Raw genomic sequence first — 11,640 nt, 5'->3', positions numbered from 1 at the left:
GCCGCCCCGGGGAGGTTCTCCTGCACCCCGGCCGTGCTCCCCGGGGCCCGGAGCCCGGGGGAGCTTGCGGGCTCCGGGGGCGTCAGGCCCCGGGGGCCTCCGTGGTCAGGTGCTCGGGCCGGACCGGGATCCGGTTGAGGGCCAGGCCGGTGGCGTTGCGGATGGCTGCCACGATCGACGGCGTCGCCGACACGGTCGGGGCCTCGCCGACGCCGCGCAGCCCGTACGGGGCGTGCGGGTCGGGCAGTTCGAGGATCTCCACCGGGATCGGCGGGGTGTCGAGGATGGTGGGGATCAGGTAGTCGGTGAAGGAGGCGTTGCGCACCTTCCCGTCCCGCACGATGATCTCCTCCATCACGGCGAGGCCGAGCGCCTGGGTGCAGCCGCCCTGGATCTGGCCGACGACGGAGAGCGGGTTGAGCGCCTTGCCGACGTCCTGGACGGCGGTGAGCTCGACGACCTTGACCAGGCCCAGTTCGACGTCCACGTCGACCACCGCGCGGTTGGCGCAGAAGGTGTACTGGACGTGGCCGAAGCCCTGCCCGGTCTCCTTGTCGAAGGGGACGGTCGGGCGGTGGTGGTGTTCGCGGGTGAGGTCGATGGCCTCCTCGCCGAGCAGGTCGACCATGGGGACCAGCACGCCGGCGCTCTCCGAGACGACCTTCCCGGCGATCAGCGTGATGTCGCCGTGGGTCCAGCCGTAGCGGCGGCGGCCCTTCTCGATCAGCGCCCGCCTGACCGCCTCGGCGGCCAGCTTCACGGCGCCGCCGGTCATGTACGTCTGGCGCGAGGCGGAGGTCGATCCGGCCGATCCGACCTCGGTGTTGGCCGGGTGGATGGTGACCAGTTCGACGCCCAGCTCGGTGCGGGCGATCTGGGCGTGCACGGTGACGCCGCCCTGGCCGACCTCCGCCATCGCGGTGTGCACCATGGCGACGGGCTCGCCGCCGATCACCTCCAGGCGCACCCGGGCGGTGGAGTAGTCGTCGAAGCCTTCGGAGAAGCCGACGTTCTTGATGCCGACCGAGTAGCCGACGCCGCGCACGATGCCCTCGCCGTGCGAGGTGTTGGACAGCGCCCCGGGGAGCTGGCGCACGTCCGGGTGCTCGGTGTCCAGCGGCGGCGGCAGCGGCATCTCCTTGGCGCGCCGCAGCAGTTCGGCGACCGGGGCGGGCGAGTCGATCTGCTGGCCGGTGGGCATGCGGTCGCCCTCCGACATGGCGTTGAGCTGCCTCAACTCGACCGGGTCCATGCCGAGTTCGGCGGCCAGCTTGTCCATCTGCGACTCGTAGCCGAACGCGGCCTGGACGGCGCCGAAGCCGCGCATGGCGCCGCAGGACGGGTTGTTGCTGTAGAGCGCGATGGCGTGCATCCGCACGTTCGGGATCACGTACGGGCCGTGCCCGAGCGAGGCCGCGTTGCCGACCACGGCGGGCGAGGCGGAGGCGTACGCGCCGCCGTCCAGCACGATCCGGCAGTCGGCGAAGACCAGCTTGCCGTCGCGGGTGGCGCCGTGCTCGTAGTGCATCCTGGCGGGGTGGCGGTGCACGTGGCCGAAGAAGGACTCGTCGCGGGCGTAGACGATCTTGACGGGCTTGCCGGTGTGCTGGGCCAGTAGGCAGGCGTGGATCTGCATCGACAGGTCCTCGCGGCCGCCGAAGGCGCCGCCGACGCCGGCCAGGGTGAGCCGGACCTTCTCCTCGGGCAGGTCGAGCACCGGGGCCATCTGCTGGCGGTCGACGTGCAGCCACTGGGTGGCGATGTAGAGGTCGATGCCGCCGTCCTCGGCGGGCACCGCGAGGCCGGACTCGGGGCCGAGGAAGGCCTGGTCCTGCATGCCGACCTCGTAGTCGCCGCTGACGACGACGTCCGCGAGCGCGCGGACCTCGTCGGTGACGCCGAGGCCGGAGACCAGCCGCTGCTCGTGGCAGATGTTGCCGTACCCGTGCGACTTGTACTCGTGCGGCTCGTGCACGTAGCCGTGGGTGGCGGGGTCGAGGCACTGCTCCTCGGTGACGATCGGGGTGAGCACCTCGTACTCGACCTTGATCTTCTTCACCGCGCGGCGGGCGGTCTCCGGGTGGTCGGCCGCGACCAGGGCGATCGCCTCGCCGTGGTAGCGGACCTTGTCGATGGCCAGGGCCGGCTGGTCCTGGATCTCCAGCCCGTAGTACTTCGCGCCGGGGATGTCCTGGTGGGTGAGGACGGCGTAGACGCCGGGCACCTTGAGCGCCTCGGAGATGTCCACCGACAGGATGGTGGCGCGCGGGTGCGGCGAGCGCAGCGCCGTGCCCCAGAGCATGTCCTCGTGCCACATGTCGGAGGAGTACGCGAACTCGCCCTTGACCTTGAGGTGGCCGTCCGGGCGCAGCGGCGAGCCGCCGATGCCGTCCTTGCTGGCCTGCCGGATGTCCTGGAGGTTCTTCTGCCCCTGGATGGTGCGGGTGGTCATTGCGACACGGCCTTTCCGGCGCACGTGCGGGCGGACGCCAGCCGCACCGCGTCCATGATCTTCTCGTAGCCGGTGCAGCGGCAGAGGTTGCCCGACAGCGCCTCGCGGATGTCGTTGTCGCTCGGCTGGGCGTCCCGCTCCAGCAGCGCGTCGGTCTGCACCAGCAGCCCGGGGGTGCAGAAGCCGCACTGGACGGCGCCGGCATCGATGAACGCCTGCTGGACGAGGCCGAGTTCGCCGTTCTCGTCGGTCAGCCCCTCGACCGTGCGCACCTCGCGGTCCTGCACCTGGCCGGCCGCGACCAGGCAGCTGCAGACCGGCACGCCGTCCAGGTAGACCGTGCAGGAGCCGCACTCGCCCTGCTCGCAGGCGTTCTTGGAGCCCGGCAGGCCGACCCGCTCGCGCAGCACGTACAGGAGGCTCTCGCCCTCCCAGACGTCGTCCGCCTCGACCGGCTTGCCGTTGGCGGTGAAAGTCACCCTCATGCCGCGCTCCTGATCTGCTTGCTGTAGTCGTTCCAGGTCCAGGTGAGGGTGCGGCGGGCCATCACGGCCAGCGCGTGCCGGCGGTAGTCGGCGGTGCCCCGGACGTCGTCGATCGGCGAGGCGGCCGCCTTGACCAGCTCGCCGAAGCGCTGGACCACCTCGGCGCCCAGCAGGTCGCCGGACTCCCAGAGGCCGCGCTCGGCGAGCACGCCCCCCAGGTACTCCTCGGCCTCGACGGCGCGGCGCGGCGTGGGGGCGGCCGAGCCGATGCCGGTGCCGACGGTGCCGTTCTTCGGGTGGAGGGCGAAACCGAAGGCGCAGACCGCGATCACCATGGCGTTGCGGGTGCCGATCTTCGAGAACTGCTGCGGGCCGTCCGCCACCGGGATGCGCACGGCCCGGATCAGCTCGTCGGCCTCCAGGCTGTTGCGCTTCACGCCGACGTAGAAGTCGTCGATCGGGATCAGCCGGGTGCCGCGCACGGAGGCGGCCTCGACCAGGACGTCCCGGCCGGCCGCCAGCAGCGCCGGGTGGGAGTCGCCGGCCGGGGAGGCTGCGCCGAGGTTGCCGCCGACGCCGCCGCGGTTGCGGATCTGTGGCGAGCCGACGGTGTGGGCCGCCAGCGCAAGCCCGGGCAGCGGCCCGGACAGCTCGTCGATGATCCGGGAGTAGGGGACGGAGGCGCCGAGCCTGACGACGCCGCCGTCGTTCGACCACTGGGTGAGCTCGGTGATGCGGTTCAGATCGAGAATCGCGGATGGCCGGTGCACGTCGAAGTTCAGCTCGACCATGACGTCCGTACCGCCCGCGATGGGCAGTGCGGTCGGGTACTCGGCCTTCGCCGCGAGTGCCTCGTCCCAGGTAGCGGGCCGAAGGAACTCCATGCGGGTGTCTCCTCAAGTCGTCGCCTGCCGGACGGGTGGGCACAGTGCCCGGAACTCGGTGTTCGGACCTCTCAACCAACCGCTTCGTCGCCTCCGCGTCGGGCCCCGGTCACCGGGCTGCGTCCGGCGGCGTGTCGCCCAGTGAACCGCCGCGACGGGGCCCACAGGCAGTCACCGATGGCATGAAGCCCCGGCTGTGCTCCCGCCCGGCATCCTGTACGTTCCTCTAAGGAGAGGAATGCGCAGCCCAGGTGTTCACCAGGTGCTACCTACGACCGTAATCCGGCCGTGATTCGCAAGCGACGGGCCCGTGATCCGGTCGCCCGCCCGGACGTGACGACAAGTACGGATGTTCGGGCACACTGTGACCCCCGACCGAACGCTCGGGCCTCCCCCGTTCGGCCCACCCCCTCAGCCCCATCCCACCCTCAGCCCCGTTAGGAGTCCGCGGATGCGTGTCCGTGACCTGCTCGCCCCCGGCGCCCCGCGACTGCGCCTGCTCGCGGCCGAGGACGAGCTGGACCGGCAGGTCAGCGGCGTCATGACCACGGACCTGCACGACCCCGGCCGCTACCTGCACGGCGGCGAGCTGGTGCTCACCGGCATGCTGTGGCGCACCGCCCCGGCCGACTCCGAGCGGTTCGTGCGGACCATCGTGGCCGGCGGCGCGGTCGCCCTGGCGGCCGGCGAGGCCGAGGTCGGCCCGGTGCCCGAGGACCTGGTGGAGGCCTGCCGGCGGCACCGGATGCCGCTGCTGGCCGTCCCGGACGACATCGCCTTCGGCACCGTCACCGAGTTCATCGGCCGCCAGGTCTCCGCCGACCGCGCCGCCGACCTCGCCGCCCTCGTCGACCGGCACCGCCTGCTGGTCTCGGCGGCCGGCGGCGGCGGGCTGGACGCGGTGCTGGACCTGCTCGGCGGCGACCTCGACCTCGACTGCTGGGTGCTCACCCCCACCGGCGCGGTGATCGCCGGCCCCGCCGACCGCCTCCCGGCCGAGGACCGCGACCAGTTGGTCCGCGCCCACCTCGGCGCCCAGCGCCAGCGCCGCCGCCCCCCGCACCGGGCCCGCCTGGCCGGCGGCTCCTACTCGCTGCTGCCCGCCCCGGCCTCGGCCGACCACCAGGCGCCGCTGGCCGACTGGGTGCTCGCGGTGGCCGGCGACGTCACCGAGTGGACCGCCAAGCGCCAGCAGCTCGCCGAGAACCTGGCCCGGCTGGTCGCCGCCGAGCGCCACCGCCGCGACGAGGGCCGCCGGCTGCGCCGCCGCCTCGCCGACGAGGTGCTGGCCCTGCTCCAGCGCGACGCCGACCCGGCCGAGATCAGCCGCACCCTGTACGCCTCCACGGCGATGGCCGCCCGCTACGAGAGCGTCGAGCCCAAACCCCAGGCCCAGGACGGGTCCTGGCTGGTGCTCAGCGCCGAGGGCACCGGCCTGCCCGAGGGCGTGGTGCGCGCCGTCCTGGAGGAGGCGCTGGGCGGCACCACCGACCGCGCGCTGGTCGCCGGGGCCGGCTCCGGCGCCGTCGTGGTGCTGCCCGCCCTGGACGGCCCGGTGCCCGCCGAGACCCTGCGCGACCTGCTCGCCCCGCTGGAGGCGGGCCTCGGCTCGGAGGGCCGGATCACCCTCGGCGTCTCCGCCCCCGCCTCCGAGGCCGGCGGCCTGCGCGGCGCCCTGGAGGAGGCCCGGCACGCCCGCCGGATCGCCGCCGCCCGGGTCGGCCGGGTCTGCGTGGCGGGCCCCGAGGAGCTGGCCTCGCACGTGCTGCTGCTGGCGGCCGTCCCGGACGAGGTCCGCCGCGCCTTCCGCAGCCGGCTGCTGGACAAGGTGATCGCGTACGACATCGAGCACCAGGCGGACCTGGTCCGCACCCTGGAGGCGTTCCTGCGCTCGGACGGCTCCTGGACGCGCTGCGCCGCGCAGCTGCACGTCCACGTCAACACCCTGCGCTACCGGATCGGCCGGATCGAGGAGCTGACCGGCCGTGACCTCTCCCGGCTGGAGGACCGGGTGGACTTCTACCTGGCGCTCGAACTGGCCTGACGGGTCGGGACGGCCGGGTCCGAGGGCTGGGCCTGACGGCCGGGCCTGAGAGCCGTGCCGCATGCAGGAGGGGCCCGCCGCGAGTGCTTGCGGCGGGCCCCTCCTGCATGATCGTTACTGCGTGGGACTACTGCGTGGGACTACTGCGGCGGGATGACCGAGGTCATCCACTCGAAGATGCTCGGCACCATGGTCTTCCACAGCTCGGTGGTGTGCGGGCCGTTGCTCTCCTGGACCTGCACCTTGGTCGGCTCCTTGGCCGCCGCCGCGATCGCCTGGCCGTCCTCCAGACCGTCGCCCTTCTTGCCGCTGATGTAGAGGCTGACCTTCGGCGGCTGCTGGGCGCTCTTGAGGATGTTGACCGGGTTGTTGGCCTCGCGCAGCTTCGGGTCCTTGCCGACCAGGGAGTCGTTCTCGGACGCCGGGTCGTTGTAGCCGGACATCGAGATCGCGGCCCGGTACCGGTTGGGGTGCGCCAGGGACAGCTTGGCCGCGCAGTGGGCGCCGGCCGAGTAGCCGGCGATGCCCCAGCGGTCCGGGGACTGGTCGGCGCGGAAGTTGTCCATGATCATCTGCGGGACGTCCCGGGTGAGCCAGGCATCGGCGTTGATCTTGCCGGGGATGTCGGTGCAGCCGGCGTCCTGGTGGCTGCCGAGGAGCAGGGTGCGCGGCGAGACCAGGATGAACGGGGAGACCTTGCCCTGCTGCATCAGCGGCTTGAGCTGCTCGGAGACCTTGAGGGTGCCGTACCAGGTGGAGGAGGAGCCCGGGTAGCCCGGGATCAGCTCGACCACCGGGAACTTCTTGTCCTTGAACGCCGGGTCGTTGTACTGCGGCGGCAGCCAGACCAGGACCTCGCCGTCGACTCCGGACACCTGGCCCTTGAGCTCGGTCTTCTGGACGTCGCCGGGCACCGCCGGGTCGCCCACGCCGGCGAACTTCTGGAGCGCCTTCGGCGGCTGCTTGGCCGCGTCGCCAGTGCCCTGGCCGGCGCCGTCCTTGCCCGCGGCGCCGCCCTGGTCGGCCGGCGCCACCTGCGGCACGGCCCGGACGTGGTCGCCGGTGCCGAGCAGGTCGTCCCAGTTGCCGTAGATCAGGTTGGCGTTGTTGACCATCACGAAGACCATCAGCACGGCCGTGATCTGGCAGAACATGATCATGACGAGCCTGGACAGGATCCGCACCGGGTTCGGCCCGCGGACCTTGCCCCAGTACAGGAGCGCCACCGCGATGGACACCGGCACCAGGATGACGGTGAGGATGAAGAATGGCGTACCTGTCAGTTGCATCAAGTTCTCGTATCCGGGTTGCTGGCCGCCCGAGCCCCACTCGCCCGAACGCACTCCAATGGCATTGGACGGCGCTGAACCGATGATCGGTTGCCATCCGAATCTGTGCGGAACCTGAGAGGAACATCACGTTTCCTGTGATGTTCCTGTTTCGGGTCGGCGCTAAGTCTGCCACCCGGACGGCCGTCGTCCGGACGAGATGTCCAGCGAACTTCCAGGAAGGTCCCCCGGGGCACCTTACCTCCCGCGTCGCGGGCGCCGCCGGGCGAGGCGGTGTCATCCACGTGCCGCCCGGCCAGAGAGACTAGGGGGATGAGCACAACCCGCTTTCGCCCGTCCCGCCGCTTCTGGCCCGTCTGCGCCCTCCTGGCACTCGCGGTCACAGCGGCCGGTTGCAGCAGTACCGGAGGCCGCCGTGCCGAGGAGGCCCGCGCCAAGGCGTCGGCCGCCGGCGGCAGCGCCGTCACCACCCCGCGCTGGAAGGTCGCCATGGTGACCCACGCCGGGGCCGGCGACGCCTTCTGGGACAGCGTGCGCAAGGGTGCCGAGCAGGCCGCCGCCAAGGACAACATCACCTTCCTGTACTCCAACGACGCGCAGACCCAGAACCAGGTCCAGCTCGTCCAGGCCGCCATCGACCAGAAGGTCGACGGCCTGCTGGTCACCCTCGCCAAGGGCGACGCCATGGCCGACGTCCTCGGCAAGGCCAAGGCCGCCGGCATCCCCGTGATCACCGTCAACTCCGGCCAGGAGTACTCCGCCAAGTTCGGCGCGCTCACCCACATCGGCCAGGACGAGTCCACCGCCGGCCAGGCGGCCGGCACCGAGCTGGCCGGCCGCGGCCGCAAGAACGTGCTCTGCGTCATCCACGAGCAGGGCAACATCGGCCAGGAGCAGCGCTGCTCCGGCGCCCAGTCCAAGGCCGGCGGCGCCTTCCAGGTGCTGTACGTGGACGGCGTCAACATGCCCGACGCCCGCGCCGCGATCTCCGCCAAGCTCCAGGCCGACCCGGCCATCGACACCGTGCTCACCCTCTCCGGCCCGATGGCCGCCACCGGCCTCCAGGCCGTCCAGGACGTCCACCGCGCCGTCGAGCTCGACACCTTCGACCTGGGGCCGCAGGTGGTGGCCGGCCTCAAGTCCGGCTCCGTCGGCTTCGCCGTCGACCAGCAGCCCTACCTCCAGGGCTACGAGGGCGTCGACCTGCTCTGGCTGTACAAGTCCAACCTGGACATGCTCGGCGGCGGCAAGCCCGTCGCGACCGGCCCGCAGATCCTGACCAAGGACGACGCCGACGCGCTCGCCGAGTACGTCGCGAGGGGGACCAGGTGAGCACCACCGACGTCCTCGCCCAGGACCGCCCGGCCGCGCTGCGCCGCCTCCTCGCCCGCCCCGAGCTCGGCTCGCTGATCGCCGCCGTCGCGGTGTTCACCGTCTTCGCGGTGGCCGCCGAACCCTTCCTGCGGGTCTCCTCGCTGGGCACCGTGCTCTACGCGGCGTCCACCATCGGGATCATGGCCGTCCCGGTCTCGCTGCTGATGATCGGCGGCGAGTTCGACCTGTCGGCGGGCGTGCTGGTCACCACCGCCGCGTTGACCTCCTCGATGGTCTCCTACCAGTTCACCGCGGTGACCTGGGTCGGCGTGCTGGTCTCGCTCGCCGTCACCCTGGCCGTCGGCGCCTTCAACGGCTGGATGCTCGGCCGCACCCGGCTGCCCAGCTTCATCGTCACCCTTGGCACCTTCCTGATGCTGACCGGTGCCAACCTCGGCGTCACCAAGCTGGTCTCCGGCACCGTCTCCACCAAGCCGATCTCCGACATGGAGGGCTTCGCCGCCTGCCGCTGGCTGTTCGCCTCCGAGGTCACCGTCGGCGGACTGACGATCAAGGCCACCGTCTGGTGGTGGCTCGGCCTGCTCGCGGTCGGCAGCTGGGTGCTGCTGCGCACCCGCTTCGGCAACTGGATCTTCGCCGTCGGCGGCGACGCGGACGCCGCCCGCGCGGTCGGTGTGCCGGTCGCCCGCACCAAGACCCTGCTCTACCTCGGCGTCGGCTTCGGCGCCTGGGTGCTCGGCCAGCACCTGCTGTTCTCCTTCGACACCGTGCAGTCCGGCGAGGGCGTCGGCAACGAGCTGATCTACATCGTCGCGGCCGTCATCGGCGGCTGCCTGATCACCGGCGGCTACGGCTCGGTGGTCGGCTCCGCGCTCGGCGCGCTGATCTTCGGCATGGCCAGCAAGGGGATCATCTACGCCCAGTGGAACCCGGACTGGTTCAAGTTCTTCCTCGGCGCGATGCTGCTGCTCGCCGCCCTGCTGAACGCGTACGTCAAGCGCCAGGCCGAACGGGGGCCCCGATGAAGACCGAACTGCTTGCCCTGGAGGGCGTCGGCAAGAGCTACGGCACCGTCCGCGCCCTCCAGGACGTCTCGCTCACCCTGCACGCCGGCGAGATCAGCTGCGTGCTCGGCGACAACGGCGCCGGCAAGTCCACCCTGATCAAGATCATCTCCGGGCTGCACCGGCACGACGAGGGCACCTACACCGTCGGCGGCGAGGAGGTCCGGCTCGACTCCCCGCGCCAGGCCCTGGACCGCGGCATCGCCACCGTCTACCAGGACCTCGCCGTCGTCCCGCTGATGCCGGTCTGGCGTAACTTCTTCCTCGGCTCCGAACAGGGCCACCGCCGCTGGGGCGGCCTGCGGCTGGACGCCGAGGCGATGCGCGCCACCACCCGCGAGGCGCTCGCCCGGATGGGCATCGACCTGCACGACGTGGACCGCCCGATCGGCACCCTCTCCGGCGGCCAGCGCCAGTGCGTCGCGATCGCCCGGGCCGTGCACTTCGGCGCCAAGGTGCTCATCCTGGACGAGCCGACCGCGGCGCTCGGCGTCAAGCAGTCCGGAGTGGTGCTCAAGTACGTCACCGCCGCCCGCGACGCCGGGCTCGGGGTCGTCCTGATCACCCACAACCCGCACCACGCGTACCTGGTCGGCGACCACTTCACCCTGCTCAAGCGGGGCCGGATGGCCGGCAGCCACCCGCGCACCGAGATCGGCCTCGAACAGCTCACCACCGAGATGGCCGGCGGCTCCGACCTCGCCGAACTCTCGCACGAGCTGGCCCGGCCCACCGAGCCTGAGCCCCGCACCGAACCCCAGTCCCGCACCGAACCCCGGCCCCGCACCGAACCCCAGTCCCGCACCGAACCCCGGCCCCGCACCGACCCCGAGCCCCGTCCTGACCCCGAGCCCCGTGAGGAGCGTCCGTAGCCGTGACCAGCCCCCAAGGCAGCACCCGGCCGGCCGTCCTGCCCACCCTGCTCGGCCTCGGCCCCCGCGCCGAGCGCCGCCGCCGCGCCCTGCCCGCCGGGATACTGCGACTGCCCACCATCGGCGTCGACATCGGCGGCACCAAGGTGGTCGCCGGAGTGGTCGACGGCGAGGGCACGGTGCTGGAGAAGCTGCGCACCGACACCCCCGACAAGAGCAAGAGCGCCAAGGTCGTCGAGAACGTCATCGTCGACCTGGTGCTGGAGCTCGCCGACCGGCACGACGTCCACGCCGTCGGCATCGGCGCGGCCGGCTGGGTCGACGCCGACCGCTCCACGGTGCTGTTCGCCCCGCACCTGAACTGGCGGGGCGAGCCGCTCCAGCAGGCGCTCAGCGAGCGGCTGCGCTTCCCGGTGATCGTCGAGAACGACGCCAACGCCGCCGCCTGGGCCGAATGGCGCTTCGGCGCCGGGCGCGGCGAGGACCACATGGTGATGCTCACCCTGGGCACCGGCATCGGCGGCGCCGTCGTCCGCGACGGCTACGTCGACCGCGGCAAGTACGGCCTGGCGGGCGAGTTCGGCCACATGCAGGTGCTGCCCGGCGGCCACCGCTGCCCGTGCGGCAACCGCGGCTGCTGGGAGCAGTACTCCTCCGGCAACGCGCTGGTGCGCGACGCCCGCGAACTCGTCGCCGAGGAGTCCCCGGTGGTGCAGCCGCTGCTCGCCCGGGCCGGCGGCACCGTCGAGGGCATCACCGGACCGCTGGTCACCGAGGCCGCCCGGGCCGGCGACCCGACCGCCACCGAACTGCTCTACGAGGTCGGCACCTGGCTCGGCGTCGGCATCGCCAACCTGGCCGCCGCGCTCGACCCGGGCCGCTTCGTCATCGGCGGCGGCGTCTCCGAGGCCGGCGACCTGCTGCTCGGCCCGGCCCGGGACACCTTCCGCCGCACCCTCACCGGGCGCGGCTTCCGGCCCGAGGCCAGCATCGTGCACGCCGCACTCGGCAACGAGGCCGGCCTGGTCGGCGCCGCCGACCTCGCCCGGCAGGTCGCCCGCCGGTTCCGCACCATCAAGCGGCGCCGGGTCGAGCGCAGCGGCGTCTGACCGTCCTCTCCCCGATCGCGTCGGCCGCGTCAACTACCGGTTGGTAGCGGTGCGGTGTGATTGTCGGGACCATGCCTCCTGTGAGACAACGGAGTTGACGTCGACT

General features: G+C 72.3%; 9 protein-coding genes. 5 read left to right on the top strand and 4 right to left on the bottom strand.

Annotated features, from left to right (window positions below; translation table 11 throughout):
- Positions 1 to 82: 82 nt before the first annotated feature.
- Genes pucD through ACFVHI_RS17505 form a run of 3 tightly spaced genes read right to left on the bottom strand, consistent with a single transcriptional unit; the run spans position 83 to position 3,821 of the window.
- Entirely contained in the window at positions 83 to 2,452 is a 2,370-nt protein-coding gene (gene pucD / locus ACFVHI_RS17515) for a xanthine dehydrogenase subunit D (RefSeq protein WP_063350019.1), read from the bottom strand.
- Positions 2,449 to 2,937, bottom strand: coding sequence for a (2Fe-2S)-binding protein (locus tag ACFVHI_RS17510; RefSeq protein ID WP_063350020.1), 489 nt, complete (start codon positions 2,935 to 2,937; stop codon positions 2,449 to 2,451). Before ACFVHI_RS17510 ends, pucD begins: the two co-directional genes overlap by 4 nt.
- Positions 2,934 to 3,821 (bottom strand): xanthine dehydrogenase family protein subunit M, encoded by an 888-nt coding sequence (locus ACFVHI_RS17505; RefSeq protein ID WP_063350021.1) that lies wholly within the window; start codon positions 3,819 to 3,821, stop codon positions 2,934 to 2,936. Before ACFVHI_RS17505 ends, ACFVHI_RS17510 begins: the two co-directional genes overlap by 4 nt.
- Positions 3,822 to 4,272: 451 nt before the next feature.
- Between ACFVHI_RS17505 and ACFVHI_RS17500 the strand changes: the two genes are divergently transcribed.
- Complete coding sequence (locus tag ACFVHI_RS17500) at positions 4,273 to 5,865, top strand: PucR family transcriptional regulator (protein ID WP_380340180.1); 1,593 nt, start codon at positions 4,273 to 4,275, stop codon at positions 5,863 to 5,865.
- 140 nt (positions 5,866 to 6,005) lie between these two features.
- On the opposite strand, the gene ACFVHI_RS17495 is transcribed toward ACFVHI_RS17500, so the two are convergent.
- Complete coding sequence (locus tag ACFVHI_RS17495) at positions 6,006 to 7,154, bottom strand: alpha/beta hydrolase (RefSeq protein ID WP_380340177.1); 1,149 nt, start codon at positions 7,152 to 7,154, stop codon at positions 6,006 to 6,008.
- A gap of 312 nt (positions 7,155 to 7,466) precedes the next feature.
- Here ACFVHI_RS17495 and ACFVHI_RS17490 point away from each other — a divergent pair, with 312 nt between their 5' ends.
- Genes ACFVHI_RS17490 through ACFVHI_RS17475 form a run of 4 tightly spaced genes read left to right on the top strand, consistent with a single transcriptional unit; the run spans position 7,467 to position 11,534 of the window.
- Positions 7,467 to 8,486 (top strand): sugar ABC transporter substrate-binding protein, encoded by a 1,020-nt coding sequence (locus tag ACFVHI_RS17490; protein ID WP_063350024.1) that lies wholly within the window; start codon positions 7,467 to 7,469, stop codon positions 8,484 to 8,486.
- The gene (locus tag ACFVHI_RS17485) at positions 8,483 to 9,514 is read left to right on the top strand and encodes an ABC transporter permease (RefSeq protein ID WP_063350025.1); all 1,032 of its coding nucleotides are present in this window, start codon (positions 8,483 to 8,485) and stop codon (positions 9,512 to 9,514) included. The genes ACFVHI_RS17490 and ACFVHI_RS17485 overlap by 4 nt, the downstream gene beginning before the upstream one ends.
- A complete protein-coding gene (locus ACFVHI_RS17480) occupies positions 9,511 to 10,425 on the top strand; it encodes an ATP-binding cassette domain-containing protein (protein ID WP_380340173.1) in 915 nt (304 codons plus the stop codon). The genes ACFVHI_RS17485 and ACFVHI_RS17480 overlap by 4 nt, the downstream gene beginning before the upstream one ends.
- A 2-nt stretch (positions 10,426 to 10,427) precedes the next feature.
- On the top strand, positions 10,428 to 11,534 hold the full coding sequence (locus tag ACFVHI_RS17475; RefSeq protein WP_063350026.1) for an ROK family glucokinase: 1,107 nt from the start codon (positions 10,428 to 10,430) through the stop codon (positions 11,532 to 11,534).
- The last annotated feature ends 106 nt before the right edge of the window (positions 11,535 to 11,640 follow it).

It is taken from the genome of Kitasatospora sp. NPDC127121 (assembly GCF_042677305.1).
In the GTDB taxonomy this organism is placed as follows: domain Bacteria; phylum Actinomycetota; class Actinomycetes; order Streptomycetales; family Streptomycetaceae; genus Kitasatospora.
This window is presented reverse-complemented; position numbering and strand designations above follow the sequence as displayed.

What these genes read in the sequence shown, in the direction of transcription:
- ACFVHI_RS17510 (WP_063350020.1), bottom strand. Translation starts at nt 2,937, where the DNA reads ATGAGGGTGACTTTCACCGCCAACGGCAAGCCGGTCGAGGCGGACGAC.
- pucD (WP_063350019.1), bottom strand. Translation starts at nt 2,452, where the DNA reads ATGACCACCCGCACCATCCAGGGGCAGAAGAACCTCCAGGACATCCGG.
- ACFVHI_RS17500 (WP_380340180.1), top strand. Translation starts at nt 4,273, where the DNA reads ATGCGTGTCCGTGACCTGCTCGCCCCCGGCGCCCCGCGACTGCGCCTG.
- ACFVHI_RS17490 (WP_063350024.1), top strand. Translation starts at nt 7,467, where the DNA reads ATGAGCACAACCCGCTTTCGCCCGTCCCGCCGCTTCTGGCCCGTCTGC.
- ACFVHI_RS17480 (WP_380340173.1), top strand. Translation starts at nt 9,511, where the DNA reads ATGAAGACCGAACTGCTTGCCCTGGAGGGCGTCGGCAAGAGCTACGGC.
- ACFVHI_RS17505 (WP_063350021.1), bottom strand. Translation starts at nt 3,821, where the DNA reads ATGGAGTTCCTTCGGCCCGCTACCTGGGACGAGGCACTCGCGGCGAAG.
- ACFVHI_RS17495 (WP_380340177.1), bottom strand. Translation starts at nt 7,154, where the DNA reads ATGCAACTGACAGGTACGCCATTCTTCATCCTCACCGTCATCCTGGTG.